14 protein-coding genes are annotated in these 17690 nt (G+C 65.0%); all 14 read right to left on the bottom strand.

All coding sequences use genetic code 11. The features are described from left to right. Positions 1 to 11: 11 nt before the first annotated feature. The 14 genes from fadD32 to cobM all read right to left on the bottom strand — a co-directional run bounded on the left by fadD32 (position 12) and on the right by cobM (position 17593). On the bottom strand, positions 12 to 1910 hold the full coding sequence (gene fadD32 / locus ACNEOT_RS03370; protein ID WP_415972116.1) for a long-chain-fatty-acid--AMP ligase FadD32: 1899 nt from the start codon (positions 1908 to 1910) through the stop codon (positions 12 to 14). 181 nt (positions 1911 to 2091) lie between these two features. Beyond that, positions 2092 to 3090: an LLM class F420-dependent oxidoreductase gene (locus ACNEOT_RS03365; protein ID WP_032381083.1), complete on the bottom strand. Its 999-nt coding sequence runs from the start codon at positions 3088 to 3090 to the stop codon at positions 2092 to 2094. 205 nt (positions 3091 to 3295) lie between these two features. After that, the gene (locus ACNEOT_RS03360; protein WP_415972113.1) at positions 3296 to 4249 is read right to left on the bottom strand and encodes a cutinase family protein; all 954 of its coding nucleotides are present in this window, start codon (positions 4247 to 4249) and stop codon (positions 3296 to 3298) included. A 10-nt stretch (positions 4250 to 4259) separates the two neighbouring features. Beyond that, entirely contained in the window at positions 4260 to 4811 is a 552-nt protein-coding gene (locus ACNEOT_RS03355) for a DUF732 domain-containing protein (protein ID WP_415972112.1), read from the bottom strand. Positions 4812 to 4908: 97 nt separating this feature from the next. Further along, the gene (locus ACNEOT_RS03350; RefSeq protein ID WP_415972110.1) at positions 4909 to 6807 is read right to left on the bottom strand and encodes an alpha/beta hydrolase-fold protein; all 1899 of its coding nucleotides are present in this window, start codon (positions 6805 to 6807) and stop codon (positions 4909 to 4911) included. A gap of 221 nt (positions 6808 to 7028) precedes the next feature. Beyond that, on the bottom strand, positions 7029 to 8042 hold the full coding sequence (locus ACNEOT_RS03345) for an alpha/beta hydrolase (RefSeq protein WP_415972109.1): 1014 nt from the start codon (positions 8040 to 8042) through the stop codon (positions 7029 to 7031). A 340-nt stretch (positions 8043 to 8382) separates the two neighbouring features. Next, positions 8383 to 9423 carry an alpha/beta hydrolase gene (locus tag ACNEOT_RS03340; RefSeq protein ID WP_415972107.1) on the bottom strand — a complete coding sequence of 347 codons (1041 nt, stop codon included), beginning with the start codon at positions 9421 to 9423 and terminating at the stop codon, positions 8383 to 8385. 220 nt (positions 9424 to 9643) lie between these two features. Beyond that, the gene (gene zomB, locus ACNEOT_RS03335) at positions 9644 to 11509 is read right to left on the bottom strand and encodes a flagellar motor control protein ZomB (RefSeq protein WP_415972106.1); all 1866 of its coding nucleotides are present in this window, start codon (positions 11507 to 11509) and stop codon (positions 9644 to 9646) included. Further along, positions 11487 to 12392 carry a decaprenyl-phosphate phosphoribosyltransferase gene (locus tag ACNEOT_RS03330; protein ID WP_415972104.1) on the bottom strand — a complete coding sequence of 302 codons (906 nt, stop codon included), beginning with the start codon at positions 12390 to 12392 and terminating at the stop codon, positions 11487 to 11489. Before ACNEOT_RS03330 ends, zomB begins: the two co-directional genes overlap by 23 nt. After that, positions 12389 to 12925 carry a phosphatase PAP2 family protein gene (locus ACNEOT_RS03325; RefSeq protein WP_415972102.1) on the bottom strand — a complete coding sequence of 179 codons (537 nt, stop codon included), beginning with the start codon at positions 12923 to 12925 and terminating at the stop codon, positions 12389 to 12391. Before ACNEOT_RS03325 ends, ACNEOT_RS03330 begins: the two co-directional genes overlap by 4 nt. After that, the gene (locus ACNEOT_RS03320) at positions 12903 to 14810 is read right to left on the bottom strand and encodes a glycosyltransferase (RefSeq protein ID WP_415972101.1); all 1908 of its coding nucleotides are present in this window, start codon (positions 14808 to 14810) and stop codon (positions 12903 to 12905) included. The genes ACNEOT_RS03325 and ACNEOT_RS03320 overlap by 23 nt, the downstream gene beginning before the upstream one ends. Further along, the gene (glf, locus tag ACNEOT_RS03315) at positions 14807 to 16036 is read right to left on the bottom strand and encodes a UDP-galactopyranose mutase (RefSeq protein WP_415972099.1); all 1230 of its coding nucleotides are present in this window, start codon (positions 16034 to 16036) and stop codon (positions 14807 to 14809) included. The genes ACNEOT_RS03320 and glf overlap by 4 nt, the downstream gene beginning before the upstream one ends. A 67-nt stretch (positions 16037 to 16103) precedes the next feature. Further along, positions 16104 to 16853: a precorrin-6A synthase (deacetylating) gene (cobF, locus tag ACNEOT_RS03310; RefSeq protein ID WP_415972098.1), complete on the bottom strand. Its 750-nt coding sequence runs from the start codon at positions 16851 to 16853 to the stop codon at positions 16104 to 16106. Beyond that, on the bottom strand, positions 16850 to 17593 hold the full coding sequence (gene cobM, locus ACNEOT_RS03305; protein ID WP_415972097.1) for a precorrin-4 C(11)-methyltransferase: 744 nt from the start codon (positions 17591 to 17593) through the stop codon (positions 16850 to 16852). Before cobM ends, cobF begins: the two co-directional genes overlap by 4 nt. Between the last annotated feature and the right edge of the window lie 97 nt (positions 17594 to 17690).

Raw genomic sequence — 17690 nt, 5'->3', positions numbered from 1 at the left:
GGATGCGTTCGTCAGTCGGGCAGTTCCGCGTCCGGGAAGGCCGTCTGCTGGTAGCCGCCACGCAGCGTGCCCTCGATGTAGGCGGCCTTGCATGCGCGTCGGGCGATCTTGCCGCTGGACGTACGCGGAATGGAACCGGCCGGAACGAGGAGGACGTCGCGGACGGTGACACCGTGCCGTGCCGATACTGCGGTACGCACCTCGTCGGCGATCGGAGCCGGGTCGGCCTTGCCGGAGCCGGGAGCGCGCTCGGCGACGATGACGAGCTGCTCGGAGCTGTCGTCGGAGTCCTTGGTCAACGCTGCACCACTGAACTCGAACACGACGTCGGGCAGCTGGTTGAGCGGCACCGCGAACGCTGCAACGAAGCCGGGACGCAGCGCCTTGCTGGCTTCCTGCGCCGAGAACTCGAGGTCCTGCGGGTAGTGATTGCGGCCGTCGACGATGACGAGATCCTTGACGCGACCGGTGATGTAGAGCTCGCCGTCGTGGTAGACGCCGAAGTCGCCGGTACGCATCCAATTGCCACCCTCGGGCGCACCTTCTGCATGCGAGCCCTCGGCCACGCGGTGGACGAGCTTGTTGTGGAAGGTCTCGGAGGTCTCGGTGTCGCGGCCCCAGTAGCCCTTGCCGATGTTCTCGCCGTGCAACCAGATCTCGCCGACGTGCTCGTCGGGAACCTCGGTGGCGGTCTCGGAATCGACGATGGCGGCCCACTGGCTACGGGCGACGGTTCCGGTGGAGACCTGCGGGATGGCACCCGGCGCGTCGGGGGCGACGACGACGAAGTTGCCTGCGTTGAGTTCCACGCGGTCGACGTAGACGACTTTGGCCTCGTCGGCGTGCTTGCTGGTCGAGACGAACAGTGTGGCCTCGGCCATGCCGTAGGACGGCTTGATGGCGGACTTCGGCAGTCCGTACGGGCCGAACGCGTCGTTGAACTTCTTCATCGACGACGTGGTGACGGGCTCACTGCCGTTGATCAGGCCGATGACGTTGGAGAGGTCGAGGCTCTCGCCGTTCTTCGGCAGGCCACGCTGAGCTGCGTGCTCGAACGCGAAGTTCGGTGCCGCAGCGAAGGTGCCCGCGCCGTCGGAAACCGCGGCGAGTTCCTTGATCCAGCGCCACGGCCGCTGCACGAAAGCACGCGGGCTCATGATGGTGATGTATTTGCCGCCGAGCGCCGGAAGGATGACGGTGAGCAGGCCCATGTCGTGGAACATCGGCAGCCAGGTGACGCCGCGGGAATCGTGGTTGATCTCCATGCTGTCGACCATCTGCAACGCGTTGACGCCGACCGCGCGGTGCGTGATCTCGACGCCGGCCGGGGTCCGCGTCGAACCGGAGGTGTACTGCAGGTAGGCGATGTCGTCCAACGATGCCGTCGGCTCGACCCACGTCTCGCCGACGCTGTCCGGGACGGCGTCGACGGCGATGATCCTGGGACGCTCCGCGGCGGGCAGCGCACGGAAGAACGCGCGCACACCGGCGGCCGAGTTGCTGGCGGTGAGGATTGCGCTGGGCTTGCAGTCACCGAGGACGGCATGCAGGCGGTCGGTGTGGCCCGGCTCGTCGGGATCGAACAGCGGCACCGCGATGGTGCCCGCGTAGATCGCACCGAAGAAGGCGATGACGTACTCGAGGCCCTGCGGTGCCAGGATGGCCACTCGATCGCCCGGCTGGGTGACCTGCTGCAGCCGAGCGGCGACGGCTTTGAGACGGGTACCGAACTCGGCCCAGGTCAGTTCGTGAGCCTCGCCGTCACGTTCCCTGGAGTAGTCGACGAACCGGTACGCCAGCGTGTCGGCATTCTCGTCCACGTTCACCTGGACGTGGCGGACGAGCGTCTGCCCTTCGCCGATGGTGATGTGGCCGTTCTCATCGATGAAATCATCGAACGTGTGGCTCATTTACTTCAATCTCCTCCGACACGAATCCGCTGCCACACAGCCTGCGTGACCTGGGTCCACACGACCGGCTACGTGCATGCGGACACCGAACAGCGTTTTATGTTACTGACTAGTAGCTCTGGCGGTGTCGGTTTGGCACCTGGTTTTCAGGCCAGCTCCATGGTACCGACACGCGCCTGCGTCACTCGCCTTTCAGCAAGTCGACAACCGGCGCGAATGCTTCCATTTGAGTAGGGAAAACCCCGACATAAGACATCGTCGTCCGCGCGCGAACGTTACGGATTTGATCGGCGATCTCCTCGTACGTCCCGAATGCGAGGTACGGAGACGACAGGATGTCCTCGACGGTGAGCTTGACGTCGACGTCCACGTTCGGCGGGTACCCGTTGTCGAGTGCCGCCAGCGCCATCTCGGCCATCTGCTCACGGTCGTCGGTGACGACGATGGTGGTGATGGCCCAGTTCAGTTCGATGTCGTCGAACCGGTCGCCTGCAGCAGCGCGGATGAGCTCGACGCGCTCGAGGGTCTTCTCGATGGTCATGCCCGAGAGCAGCAGCTTGCCCTCCTTCGAGGTGCTCGGCACCACCGAGATGATGTCGGCGTGCTTGGCCGCCAACGCGAGCATCTTCGGACCGCCGCCACCGATGCAGATGGGAGGACGCGGTCCCTGGCGCGGCCGAGGACTGCCCTTGAGTCCGGAAATGGTGTAGTGCTTGCCCTCGAAGTTGCATTCCTGCCCGCGCAGCAGCACGTCGAGAATTTCGAGGGTTTCTTCCAGCTTCTCGATGCGCACACCGGGGCGGTCGTACGTGATGCCCGCCTTGTCGTACTCCTCGCGCATCCAACCGGCACCGAGACCGAGCTCGAGTCGCCCGCCCGAGAGCACGTCGATCGTGGCCGCATCCTTGGCCAACACCGCGGGATGCCGAAAGCCGTTGGCCAGTACAGCAGTGCCGAGCCGGATCTTGTCGGTGGCGACGGCGAGCGCACCGAGTGCAGCGATGGGACCGACCTGATTGCCCAGGTGGTCGGGAATCATGAAGCTGTCGTAGCCCAGTTCCTCGGCCTGTTGCGCCAGTTTGATGAACTTCCGAGCCCCACCCTCCTCCGCATTTCCCTCTCCGCCCGCAGCGAAGCGAAATTTGCGCGGCCCTGCGGTCGCGGCCTCGGCGGAACTCATCTATTGCTCTCCTCGGAGTCTGGAGCGGTCGATTGACGGGTGACGGCAGCAGTCGGCCGAGGCCGATCTGCGCAGGTCCAAGGCGTCACTCTAGCCGCTGGCCGGAATCGATCACACCGGCTGGGGGTTTCGCGGCCCAGGTTTGTGGCCCGCACCAGATCACAACACGCCGCGTTGTGATGTTTCCGTTACCTATCGCGACCGCTCACGAATGGGCGGGCGTCGGGGCATTCTCGATCAGTCCGGCCGCCCATCCTGCCGTCCACTGAGTTGCCGTCGTACCGGATCCGTCCACGACGAAACTGTTGTACGACGCATGGACGGGGTTGCCTGCAGCACCGATCAGAATCTGGATGCTCTGCGGAATGTTGCGGAGCGACAGTCCATCCGACGGTGACGAGCAGATCAGGTCGCCGGGAGCGCAGATCTGGTTGACCCTGTCGTCGAGAGCACCGAAGCCGCCTTCCCGACGTCCCGTCATGGTGATGCCGGGTAGGTCGAGCCCGCCGAGTGCCACCTCCGCACCGACGCCGTCGAGCGGAGCCGGAACATCGGTACCGGAGACGCCGTCGCGACGACCGTCGGCGATGAGGGTGACCCCGAGAATGCGATCGGCGGAGACGGGGCCGTTACCCGCTCCGATGTCGGCCGCGATGTCGCCGGAGATGACGGCACCCTGCGAGAAGCCGGCGAGGACGAAATTGGTCAGTGGGCAGCGCGCGCTGACATCGGTCATCTTCTGCACCGCGACGGCTTTGCCCTCGGTGCGGCTGTTGTTGTAGGACTGCTGACCGTCCGGCGGCAAGGCGATCGGATTCGAGAACTGCGCCACGTACGGCACCGTGTAGACATCGGCGCGCGCGCCCGGAAACTGCTCCTGCAACGGGCGAGTGACGTTGAGCATCAATGACACCGGGTTGGCCGTCGGGTTGTACGGATCGTCGGTGGACGACGATTCCCAGGTGCCGGGGATGGCGATGACCTGGACGTCGGGGCAGTCCGCCGGCTGCGTCGTCGGCTCCTCGGGCCCCGGCCCGGGCACCGGGCCCGGTCCCGGACCCAAGCGCCCGGCGAGCAGGTACCACAGCGCGACGATGATCAGACCGACGATGACCGCGACGGCGATCACCGGGAGAATTCTGCGCTTGCGTTTGGCCATCACCGTGAACCTACGGCTTGCAGTACGTCGCCTGCGCGGCGGCGATGTAGGTCTGGGCTGCCTGCTGGGCCTGCGTCTCGTTCATCTGCGTCCCGGCGGCACTGGCCTCGACGCCGACATTCGCGGTGACGAAAGTCGAGATCTCGTCCGCCGTGACTCCCTGCGCCTGCGCGGCACAGATGTAATTGGCCGTCGACACCGCGATGTCTCCGTTGCCCGCCGGGGTGATGCCCTTCTTCTTCAACTCGTCCAGAAAGCTCTGACCGCGGTTGTCGATCTGACTCTCCGTCGGCCCCGGGAAATCGTCCGGAACGGGCTGCGGCTGCTCGGGCGGCGCTGTGGCCGCCTCACCCGGACTCGTCGTCGGCGCGGCGGTGGTGGTTTCGGTCGCCGACGTCGTCGAGCTCGCCTCGGTCGTCGTCGTTGCCGCCGCCGAGGTGGTGGTGCTCGTCGGAGCACCGGTAGCCGTCGAGTCGTCACTTCCGCAGGCCACCAGCATCGAGCTCGCCGCAACGGCCAACACGCCGAGCGACAGAGTTCTGGCCAGAGAATTACGCGTCATCGATCGAAATCCTTCGGTCGTGGGGTTCGAGGCGACAGTACAGCCACGCTCTGAGAGAACTCTGAAAGCCATGATCGGCTCCCGAAGGCCCTCGAGGTCACGGCGCGATCGTGGCCACGCCGTCCTTGACGGTGATGATGCCGAACTGGAAGTTCTGCTGCTTACCGCCACCGTCGATGTCGAACTGATCGCTGGTGGGGTAGCCCAGTCGGCCGCCCTCGTAGCCGACCGATCCCCAGGCGTCGAAGATCGGACCGTACGGGGTGGACCAGGCACCGCTGATCGGACTCCAGTAGATGTTGCCCGTCTCGAACTGGTTGAAGCGTCCGCCGTCCCTGATCGGGCCGAGTTCGTTGGACTTGGGGAACCCGAGAGCTCCACTCTCCCAACCCAATTCACCGTACTTGCCCAGAATCATGCCCTGCACCGAGTGCACTCCGACCGGCGAGGTGTAGATCGCACCGATCTCGAAGCCCTGTACCGACCCGGGCTTGTTGGGCGTCACGACCTCGTCGAGCACCGGGTAGCCCAGAGGTCCGCCCTCGTAGCCTTGCGCAGCCCACTCGTCGAGCACTGCGCCCTTGACCACGTGCGCGCCCGTCTGCGGCGTGAAGTAGACCATGCCGTTCTGGAAGGCGTTGAACCGTCCGCGACCGTCGGGGGTACCGATTTCGCCGGTCTTCGGGAAACCGAGCGCACCCGCGGGGCCGCCGTTGCCCTGATAGATGCCACCGATGGCACCGGCGACAACCTGCGCTCCGGTATCAGGCGTGAAGAAGACCCGGCCGAACGTGAAGTCCTGGGCGCGACCACCGGCAACGTTGTATTCGGCAGTCAGGCACGGCCCGAGCCACGAATTGGCACCGCTCGCATTGCCGATCATTCCGGCAGCGCTGCAGGCGGGCTTGTCGACCTCGACGCCGAGAGCGGTGGCGAGCTGCGGCCACAGCTGGTGCAACTCGAACTGCCAGTACGGCCACGAGTGCGTGCCCGAGGGGCGGTAGTTGACCTGCGCGGGAATGCCGAGCTGGTTGAGCTTGGTCGCGAACGTCTGCGAGGTCAGGCGCGAAAGAATCTCGAGGCCCATACCGGCGTAGTTGGTACTCACACCCGGGATGCCCGACGGCTGATCGTACGGCCCGGTGGACCCGTTGCCGCTCGAAATGTAGAGGCTGACGCCCTTCAGTTTGTCGGCCAACAGGTACGGATCATGTTGCGCCCACAGCGAATTGGACGGTGCGCCCCACATGGCGCTGGAGTTGTATCCGCCGGCGTCGGTCATCGCGTATTGGATGGCCTGCGGCATGCCGAGCGAGGTGGTGGTCAGGATGCCCGAGAGCGAGCCGGCGAACTTGAAGAAGCCGGGATTACGCGCGGCGAGGAACATGGCCGACGTGCCACCCATCGACAAGCCGACGACTCCGCGGGTATCCGTGCTGCGCCAGTCCTTGGCCAGGATCGGCGGCAGCTCCTTGGTCAGGAACGTCTCCCACTGGTAGTTCTTGCCGTTGTCCTGATCGACCCAGTCCGAGTAGAAGCTCGACTGGCCGCCGATCGGCAGGACGACGTTGACGTTCTTGTCTGCGAAGTAGGACTCGGCGTCGGTCTCGGACGTCCAGCCGTTCTCCTGATCGGTGGCGCGCAGACCGTCGAGCATGTACACCTGCGGGAACGTGGCCTGCGGGTTGATGTTCCAGTCACGAGCGAGCAGCAGTTGAACCTGGATGGGCGTTCCCATCGACGGCGACTGGACCCAGAGCGCGACGCGGCGGTCGGAGAGCCAGTCCACCGAGGTGACTGTGGCACCGGACGTCTGGGTGTAGGCGGGTCCCGCCAGGGCGACCGGAGCGGTCCGGGAGACCGGGGTCGCGGCGGCGACGGTTGTCGTCGCGAAGGGAATCATCAGCGCGGAAGCGACGGTCAGTGCTGCTGCCGCTCGCCGAGCCCGTGTGCCGGCCGATGTAGTCCGACCGAACCGAACAAGCCCAGTGCGCATGATGGTGACTCTCTTTCGACGTGACTCTTCGAAGGTCTCGTATCGAGACATGCTTCGTATGTCTTTCTACACGTGTGCGATGCCGACGAACAGCAGACGCGCTGTGACTGGTGGTGCAATTGTGAACTGAGGCGACGATGACGATCGGCGACTGGACCGAGAAATGCCGCCCGGCGCAGGCGCGGGGCGGCATTTCTCGTAGAGCAGGTTTTCGATCGGTGTCAGGCGTCCAGCGCGTCCAGGATCTGGGTGCGTGCCTTCCACAGCTCGGCTCCCCAGTACGGCCATGCGTGGATGCCGTTGGCGGGGAAGCTGTAGGTGGCCGGGATGCCGAGCGTGCCCATCCGGATCTGGAACGCACGGGTGTTGGCGAGCGAGAGTGCCTCGAGTGCCATGCCGTTGGCCGTGTTGTAGAAGTCGATCGGCGCTGCCGGGCGATCGAACTGGCCGGGCAGGCCACTGGCTGCCGAGATGTACAGCGACAGACCCTGCAGCCTCGGTGCGAAGACGAACGGGTCGTTGCGCAGCCACGCCGGGTTCCACGGCGGTCCCCACATGGAGTCGACATTGAAGCGACCTGCATCGAGCATCGCGACGCGGATGGCTTCACGCATGCCGGGTGCCGAGATGTTCAGGTAACCCGAGAGCGAACCGGCGAACTTGAACTGATCGCGGTGGTACGCAGCCAGGGTCAGAGCGGCAGAGCCACCCATCGAGAGGCCGAGGACGCCGTTGTTGCTGCGCGAGACGCCGTAGTTCTCGAGGAATGCCGGCAGCTCCTGGGTCAGGAAGGTCTCCCACTTGTAGGTGACTTCCTGGCCGTTGAAGTTCGACGAGGTGTACCAGTCGCTGTAGAAGCTGGACTGACCGCCGACGGGCATGACCAGGGTCACGTTGTCGTTGGCGAACTGATCCTGCGCGTTGGTCTCGAACGTCCAGGCGTTGCGATCGTTGCGGGCACGCAGGCCGTCGAGCAAGTAGAGAGCAGCATTTCCGCCGCGAGCGGCCCACTGGACCTGAACCTTGATGGGGCCCATCTCCGACGGAACGATGAGGTCTTCACGACCACCGGCCGGGGTCTGGTGCGCAATGGACGCGGGCGCTGCGACAGCGACTGCTCCACCGACGACACCGGCCGCGATGGGCAGGACGAGCGCTGCGGCACCGACGCCGAGCAGGCGCTGACGCCACCGTGACGATGCCTTCGGAGTTCTGCTGAGGCCGGCAAATCGCATGAATCGTGCTCTCTCTCATCTACGCGGTCTCCGCGACATGCGGCCCCCGGCAATCGAACAGGGCTTTCCTGGTGGCCCCGTGAGGCCGAGGGGAAAAACGATGAAGCTGTGGTTCTGACGAAGCTGTGGTTCTGCTGTGAAACAGGGGAACCGCTCGATGGAGGTTATTCCATCGAGCGGTTCCAAGGCAAAACTGTGAGCAGCGTCCCAGTTTCGCCCCGACGAATCCTTGAAACAGGAGACTATCCTGCACGGTCCCCGCTGAACAGCCCTGAAAGATCGTGAAGTATCACGAAGGGCCGAGAAACGGGTATCGCGCCCGAAGTCCTCCTGGACCGGATCAGTTACCGATGTTGGCGCTCAGGTCAGGTGCCATGACGCGAATCTGCTCGCCCCAGTAACCCCACTGGTGGGTTCCGACGGCAGGGAACGCGTAGGTGACGTTGTTGGCACCGATGCTGGCCATGCGGATCTGGAAGGCCCGGCTGTTCGCCAGCGCGATCGCCTCGAGTCCCATGCCGTTGGCCGTGTTGTAGTAGTCGACGAAACTGCGCGGGCGATCGAGTCCGCCGGGCAGACCGCTACCTGCGAAGACCCACACCCGGGTGCCGTTGTCGCGCAGACGAGGTGCGAAGACGAACGGGTCGTTGCGCAGCCACGCCGGATCCCACGGCGGTCCCCACATGGCGTCGATGTTGTACCGACCGGAGTCCAGCAGGGCCAGACGCATCGCCTCACGCATGCCGGGTGCCGAGATGTTCAGGTAGCCGGACAACGAGCCCGCGTAGCTGAACTGATCCGGGTGGTACGCAGCGAGGGTCAGGGCAGCCGAGCCGCCCATGGAGATGCCGATGACACCGTTGCGGTTGGGGTTGAAGCCCCAGTTGGCGCGCAGGTTCTCACGGAGGTTCTGCGTCAGGAAGGTTTCCCACTTGTAGGTGGTCTTCTGACCGTTGAAGTTCGAGGGTGCGTACCAGTCGGAGTAGAAGCTCGACTGTCCGCCGACCGGCTCGACGACGTTGATGTTCCAGGAGGCCAACACGGCACCGGCGTCGGTCTCGTGCTCCCATCCGGAGATGTCGGTGGTGGCCCGCAGCCCGTCGAGGAGGTAGACGACGCGGTTGGTGTTACCGTCCGCGGCGCGCCAGACGCGACTCTTGATCGGACCCATGCTCGAGTCCGTCCACACGTCGATGGCCTTGGCGTCGAAGGCAGCGTTCGCAGTCGCGCCACCGCCGGCTACGGCCAATCCCAGTGGCAGGACTACCGCCATCAGCATGGACGTGGCGGCGCGGCGTCCCCAGGACCCGCGTCGGGCGTCCCTCGTACGCTCGGCCCCCCCACGCTTGTCCTCGGACCGGCTCTTCCTTCTACCCAGCATGCACTCGACCTCTCAGCTGCTTCATCGTCACATCGGTTGACGCAATCAACGTTCGATCTCGCAAGTTCATCATGTTTGCCGTCCGACCACACAGGTCGGATGCATACACATCCTCCGCACATATCGCGCGAAGTACGACCCCCGTTACATGATCGAGATAGCTCATCTTGGCGTCGAGACCATTTCGGCGCAACCCGGTGACTCTTTCGTGTTCGGACACCTAATTGTCGGCCTTCAATATCGGGGCCGGAAGATCACATCGTTGTATTTCGTACTTCGGCACTCGATCGAATCGATATCCGGCATAGAACAGCGAACGTTTCACATTTCGGACGAACAGTTCCTTCGTCAACGGCGCGCGATACGAGGTCAGCAATTCCTCGGTATCGGGGCAGGTCAACGCCACCTGCGCTTCGGTCACCCAGTCCTCGTCCATGTACCAGGGCAGGAAAGGATGGACGGAAACGAGTCCGAGATCGGCCACCACCCAGTCCGGATACAGGTTCTTGTCGTGTCCGATCCGGCCGTTCTCGAGTCGCTCGGTATGCGAGGCCAACGGGTACGCCAGACCCATCTGATCGATGACTCGCACGTCGAGGCCGACGTTCATGCTGGTCATTCCCAGGTTGAGGAAGTAGACGGTGTGACCGAAGCCACCCTCGGGGATGGGTAGCGGCGGCGGAACGACGTCCCAGTACGTGAACTGAGCCGACGGCAGCAGGAGGCCGCCGTCCGGAGTGGCCTCTATCGCCTCGACCATCCCTCGCATGCGCGGGTAGTCGAGGTAGTCCGAGGCCAGAATGGGATGGGCGTGCCCGGTGTTGAGCGCGTAGAAGGCTCGCTCGTCGACGATCCCACTTCTGCCGACGATGGATCCCTGCGGCATTCCCGTCGTATTCGCGGCCAGGACGGCCCAGACGACGATGGCTCCCCACACGAGAACATCGGCGATGACAACCGCTGTGGCTCGGTCTGCAGACCAGCGTTTCGGGAGAGCAACGGGTAGCACCGAAATGGGCAACAAAAGCGTGAACAATGCCGGCAACAAAGTCCGACCGTGCATGAAGTCGCCGCCCACACGAATCGCATACAGAGCCAGCAGGAATCCACTGATCAGTACGAAGAAGACGACGGCGGTCGGCGTACGTAGCGCGGCGAACCACCCGCCGACCGTACGAGGCAGGGACAACCGAACGCGGGACGCCGACAGGACGGCACCGACGACGAGAAGCGCGAGAGGCAACCACAGCAGGTACGGCCCCACCAGGTTGGATAGGTACTGGAATCCCTGCGACCACTTGGCACCGCCCGCGTCCTTCGATACGGCAGTGTTGGGGTACGGCAGACCGTAGTAGCCCATGCGCCAGATTTGATACAGCACCGGAACTGCGCCCGCGAACACGAACACGCGCAGCCTCGACAACCACGTCTGCGGGGCCAGGAAGATCATGGCCAGTGCCAACACCGACACGATGGACAGTTCCGGACGGACGAGCGGTCCGAGACCGGCGAAGAAGGCCAGAAACAGCAGTTCGACGCCACCTCCGCGGCGCTGACCCCACCGCACCATCAGGAGCCACAGCATCGCCAGCCAGAAGATGACCAGGCAGGTCTCGAGTCCGGAGGTCGCGAAATCGCGAGCGGGCGGGACCGCGATGTAGACCAGAACGCCTGCGGGGAGGAACAGGGTCCGCGATGCGGTGCGACCACGAAGCGCGAACGTACCCATCATCGCCAGGACGACCGCAGCCGTGGACAGGACGAGCGCGATGGTCAGAACCACGTACTCGAGTCGTCCGTCGCTGAGCCAACTGCCCGCGTAGACGAGGTAGGTCCAGATGGTGCTGGTGTTGGTTTCCACCCGTTCGCCCGCGTTGAACACCGGCCCGTTGCCTGCCAGCAAGTTGCGGACGGTACGCAGAACGATCAGGCCGTCGTCGGCGATCCAGCGGCGCTCCCACGCGCCCCAGAGGAACAACGCCCCGGTGACCACGGCCCCGATCCAGAAGACAGGCCTGGTGATCGCTGCAGAAGCGGAGTCCTCTACTCGCGTGTCTCGCTGGTCAGGCGAGGTAGACAGCGACACCAACCACTCCGATCCACGCTATGGCGAGTAGCTGAAGAACCCTGTCTCCCAACGCGATCTCTTCGGGTTCGCCTGCCTCGCCGCCATCGACATCCACTGCGTATCGCAGGATTGCGATAGTAAACGGAATCATCGAGATCGCGAACCAGTTGGCGTCGGTGCCGGCATCTTCCTGGAACGCCCACAGGCCGTAACAGAGGACGACGGCCGTGGCGGACAGCGTCCAGACGAATCGCAGGTACGTCGTGGTGTAGTTCTCGAGCGACTTGCGGATCTTTGCGCCGGTGCGTTCGGCCAGCTGCAGCTCCGCGTAGCGCTTGCCGGCCGCCATGAACAGCGATCCGAACGCCATGATCAGCAGGAACCACTGCGAGAGCGGGATCGACGCGGCGACCCCGCCTGCGATCGCGCGGAGCAGGAAGCCCGACGAGACGATGCAGATGTCCAGCACGGCCTGATGCTTGAGGCCGAAGCAGTACGCGAGCTGGATCGCGATGTAGACGCCGATGACCAGCGCCAGCTTCCAGTTCGCGAAGAACGAGAGGCCGATGGCGAGACCGAGAGCCACGACGGCCATCGCATACGCGAGCTTGACGGGCAGCACTCCCGCGGCGATCGGCCGGAATCGCTTGGTGGGGTGTGCGCGATCGGCCTCGACATCCATGGCGTCGTTGACGAGGTAGACCCCGGACGCGGCGAAGCAGAACACGACGAACGCGAGCGCGACGGACAACAGGACGTCGGGGTCGGTGGCCGAGCCTGCCGCCAGCGGCGCGGCCAGTACCAGTACGTTCTTGACCCACTGACGCGGACGAAGCGCCTTGACGATGCCGTCCGCCAAGTTCTTCGGCGGTGCGCCTACGGGTGCGGCATCCTCGCTCATTTGTCTCCTTCGAACTTCACGACGGCCGCGGCCGTCAACGCGCCGAGCGCCGATCCTGCCAGCACATCTGTGGGGTAATGGACTCCGAGCACCAGGCGCGAGAGCAACATGGGTGGGACGAGGACCGCCGGTAACGGTAGCCCCGTCAGGCGTCCGAGCAGAACTGCCGCCGCTGTCGTCGACGTGGCGTGCGAGGACGGGAAGCTCAGCTTGCTCGGGGTCGAGACGTTGATGCGGACCGCCGGGTCGTTCGGACGCGGTCGCCGCACGATCCGCTTGATGACGATCGACGCCGCGTGCGAGCCGACGGCACCGACGGCCACCCCGGCCCACTGACGCCGACGAGGTGCGTCGAGCGCGGCACCGACTACGGCGATGGCGACCCAGCCGAGCGCGTGTTCACCGAAGTGCGACATGCCACGGGCGACGGTGATCGCGCCGGGAGCACTACCGACGGTGCTCTGCACCTTCTCGAGGATGCGAACTTCCGTCGGGGACTCGCTCTGGCCCTTACGCCTGGTAACGAAAGACACGTTCCCACGTTTCCTTACTGGTCAGGTGCGGCACGGCATCGCGGTAGCGAGCCTTGAGTGCGGGGAATTCGGCCGCCAGCTGCTTACGCAACGACAGAGCTTCCTTGAGCAGCGCAGCGGCCTGCTGACGGTCTCGCTTGCGGTAGACGACGCCCCGGCCGTCCGCGGTGGTGACGGTGACTCCGTCGACCTGGGACAGCAGGAACCAGCGCGCGTCGAGGGTGGGGACGTTGAGCTGCGGGCGGTCGTGATGCTGGGTATGCGCAGGCTTGACGTTGTGCAGCAGCCCTTTTGCCAATCGGCCGATCTTGGCGAGTGGATTCGTCGGCAGACCGACGGCTCCCACCTCTTCTCCGGATGCCAACGGCAGTTCGGTGGAACTGCCGACGACGACGGCGTCGGGAAATTCCTTCCGGAGTGCGTGCACCGTCGGAAGTGCGGTCGGCAGGATCTCGAGGATGTGCTCGGGTCCGGCCAGGAAGTCGCGGATTGCGAGGTTCTGGATGGCGACCGTGGAGTATTCGAGGCACAGCAGGTGCTTGACCGTGGCCTTGATCGTGTCGAGCACCAGGCCCTTGCCGTCACCGGGCATGTGCAGCGACGCGACCACGAGGCGGTTACGCAGATGGAAGTACGCCTGCCAGTCGATGGCGTCGTCCTTGTCGCTCCACGCCATGTGCCAGATCGCCGCGCCCGGCAGTGTCACCGTCGGGTAGCCGGCTTCCCTTGCGCGCAAACCGTATTCGGCGTCGTCCCACTTGATGAACAGCGGCAGCGGCTGCCCCAGCTCCTCGGCGACGACGCGCGGGATCATGCACATCCACCAGCCGTTGTAGTCGACGTCGATACGACGGTGCAGGAGTTTGCTGGTGCGCAGCGGATCCTCGGAGAAGTCGTGGTCGTACTCGACGTTCTGCGCGCCGGTCCACATGAAGTTGCTGCGGTCGATCACTTCGCCCATGACGTGCAAGTGACTGCGCGCCTGCAGGTTGAGCATCTGGCCGCCGACGAGCGTGGGGACCTTGGCGAACCTGGACATCGCCAGGGCCCGCAGGATCGAGTCGGGTTCGATCTCGATGTCGTCGTCCATGAACAGGATGTGCTGGCACGTGGTGTTGTTCAGCGCCTCGTACATGATGCGGCTGTATCCACCGGACCCACCGAGATTGGCCTGATCGTGGATGGCGAGCCGGCCGCCGAGCGCCGCTGCGGCCTCGTCGAATCCCGGCTCGTCCTTGGCCTTGCGAGTGCCCTGATCCGGCATGATGACGGCCTGGATCACGTCCAGCACCAGCGGGTCCGACCCAAGGGCCACAAGGGCTTTGACGGCGTCGGTGGGGCGATTGAAGGTGGGGATACCGACCGCGACCGTCGCTTCACCCGGTGCTTCGATCGGTGCGTACCAACCTGCGCTCTCGAGGACGACCTCGGAGTCGGAGGTGATGTCGAACCAGATCCAGCCGCCGTCCTCGAACGGACCGAGGTCGATCAGAAACTCTTGCGCAGCATCGCCGTCCACGGCCTCTCGGCCCTCGACGTGGATGCGCGACGCGTCGGCCTTGGACCGGTAGACGTCGATTCGGCAGTGTCCGGAGACCTCGACGCGCAGCACCACGGACTTCAGAATGCTGTAGCGCCGCCAGTAACTCGCGGGAAACGCGTTGAAGTAGGTGCAGAACGACACCTCGGACTCGGAGCCGATCGTGACCGAGGTACGCGAGAGCGAGTGCGCCCGTTTGGCATTGGTGAGCGCTTCTTCGAGGTACAGCGTGCGCACGTCGAGCGGTTCACCCGAGCGCGGCAGCAGCACCCGCTGCAGCAGCGACTTCCCCAGGACCGGCATGGCGTCGGCGATACCGTCCTCGAGCAGGTGCTTGGCGGTCACTTGTCGCCTGCCAAGCCGGCGCCGGTCTCGAAGTGCGGAGCGAGGGTGTTCTCGTACATGTTCAGTGCGCTCGCGATGGCCATGTGCATGTCCAGGTACTGGTAGGTACCGAGCCGTCCACCGAAAAGCACTCCGCTCGAGGCGGTTTCGGCCTTGGCGCGGTCGCGGTACGCCTCGAGCTTCTGCCGGTCGTCGGGGGTGTTGATCGGGTAGTACGGCTCGTCGCCGCTCTTGGCGAACCGCGAGAACTCACGCATGATGACCGTCTTGTCGGTCGGGTATTCGCGCTCGGGATGGAAGTGACGGAACTCGTGGATACGGATGAACGGCACGTCACCGTCGTTGTAGTTCATCACCGGAGTGCCCTGGAAGTCACCCGTCGGAAGCACCTCGGTCTCGAAGTCGATTGTGCGCCAACCCAGTTCGCCCTCGGAGTAGTCGAAGTAGCGATCCAGCGGGCCGGTGTAGACGATGGGAGCGTCGGGACTTTCGGCGACGAGCTCGGCCTTGACGTCGAACCAGTCCGTGTTCAACCGGACCTCGATCTTCTCGTCGGCCGCCATCTTCTCCAGCCACGCGGTGTAGCCGTCGACCGGCAGTCCCTCGTAGGTGTCGTTGAAGTAGCGGTTGTCGAACGTGTACCGCACCGGCAGGCGAGTGATGTTGCCCGCGGGCAGATTCTTCGGATCGGTCTGCCACTGCTTGGCGGTGTAGTCCTTGATGAACGCCTCGTAGAGGGGGCGTCCGATCAGCGAGATCGCCTTCTCCTCGAAGTTCTGCGCATCCTTCGAGTCGAACTCACTGGACTGCTCTTCGATGAGCGCCCGCGCCTCGGCAGGCGAGAAGTACTTGCCGAAGAACTGCGAGATCAGCCCCAGGCCCATCGGGAACTGGTACGACTGGCCCTTGTGCAACGCGAAGACGCGGTGCTGGTAACTGGTGAAGTCGGTGAACTGGTTGACGTAGTCCCAGACCCGCTTGTTCGAGGTATGGAACAGGTGCGCGCCGTACTTGTGGATCTCGATACCCGTCTCGGGCTCGGCCTCGGAGTACGCGTTGCCACCCAGGTGGTGGCGGCGGTCGAGCACGAGAACACGCTTGCCCAGCTGGGACGCCGCCCGCTCCGCCACGGTCAGTCCGAAGAACCCGGATCCGACGACGATGAGGTCGTATCGGCCGGTCACGGAGGCGTCGGAAGAGGTGGTCTCGGGGCTTACAGCAGTCACGGGCAACCAGGGTATCCGACGATCACGACGGATCGACCCCGCCAGGTGCCCGGCGACGCGCCCGGTGTCATTCGGTCAGGCGTCGGAGCAGGTACGTGTCCATCACCCAGCCGTGCCGGTTCTTGACCTCTTCGCGGGCGCGCCGAATCTCGTCCAGCACGTCGTCGAGTGGGCCCGCCACCAGTTTCTCGTCGGCCGTCCCCAGGTTGGCACCCCAGTGGATGCCCCACCCCGCGCCGGTCAGCGCACTGCAGGCCAGGTTGCCGTCGAGCATGACCACGAGGTTGTCGAGTCCCTCGGCGACGTCGCCTGCCAGGTTGCGGCCGGTGGTGATGACGATGGGACCGCCGATGCGATTGAGGACGAGCCGATGACTCGCCGCCAGCATCGACACGCTCGAGATGCCGGGTGTGACATCGAACTCGATGTCGCCGCGCATCGCGACCAGCCGCTCGACGACGCGGATGGTGCTGTCGTAGAGCGCGGGGTCTCCCCAGACGAGGAATCCGACGACGGTGCCCTCCGCGAGGCCGTCGAGCACATCGAGGTAGGCGCGGGCGCGGGCGTCGTGCCAGTCCAGGACCGCGGCCTCGTACTGCCGGGGCGATCGGTCGCGCGGCGGGTCGGGCACCTCGATCACCCGGTAGCCACCACCGTGATGACGCTCGAGGATATGGCGTCGAGCTGCACCGAGATCGCCGACGGACGCGCCCTTGTCTGCCACGACGAACACGTCGACGGCCCGCAGTTTCTCGATGGCCTGGACGGTCACCTGATCCGGATGGCCACCGCCGATACCGATCAGATGGATTTTCACGAGCGGTCCCGGCACGCGTCGTACAGGTGGGACTCGGTGACGACGCGTCGGGCCAGGGCGGGCCCCACCAGAATCACCGCGGCCTGACGCAGGTCGGCGGCCTCGACCTGATCGGCGATGTCGGCGAGGGTGCCGCGCAGAATCAGCTCGTCCGGCTTGCTGGCGTGGAAGACGACCGTTGCGGGGCACTCGGAGCCGTAGAACTCGGTGAGTTCGTCGGCGATGATGCGCGCGCGGGTGATGGCCAAGTGCAGCGCGAGCGTCGCACGGGTGGCGGCGAAGTTCTTCAGCGCCTCGGTATCGGGCATTGCCGTCGAGCGGGCCTGCGCGCGGGTGAGCACCACCGACTGCGTCACCTCGGGAACCGTCAGCTCGACGCCCAGTGCGGCGGCAGCGGCCGCGTAGGCCGGAACGCCGGGGGTGACGTCCCAGGGCACACCTGCGGCATCGAGTCGAGCGGACTGTTCCGCCAGCGCCGAGTAGAGGGACGGATCCCCCGAGCACAGGCGAGCGACGTCCTCGCCGCGCTGGTGGGCCGAGACCAATTGGGCGGTGATGGCGTCGAGGTCGAGCTTCGCGGTGTCGACCAGGCGGGTGCCTGCAGAGCAGTGTTCGAGGATCGCGTGGTCGATGTAGGTACCGGCGTAGACGCAGACCGGGCTCGATCGCAGAAACTCGACGGCTCGGAGCGTGAGCAGGTCGGCAGCGCCCGGTCCGGCTCCGATGAAGTGCACAGTCACAGCTGGAAAGCGTATCCGGCATGCCCGACGCGCCGCGCCACCGGAACTTCCCGCCGATGGCTAACTGTCAAGCTAAGGTTTAGCCTTGTGTCTGATG

It is taken from the genome of Rhodococcus sp. 077-4 (assembly GCF_047782425.1).
GTDB lineage: Bacteria > Actinomycetota > Actinomycetes > Mycobacteriales > Mycobacteriaceae > Rhodococcoides.
The sequence above is the reverse complement of the archived record's forward strand: the minus strand, read 5'-3'. Positions and strand labels throughout refer to the sequence as shown.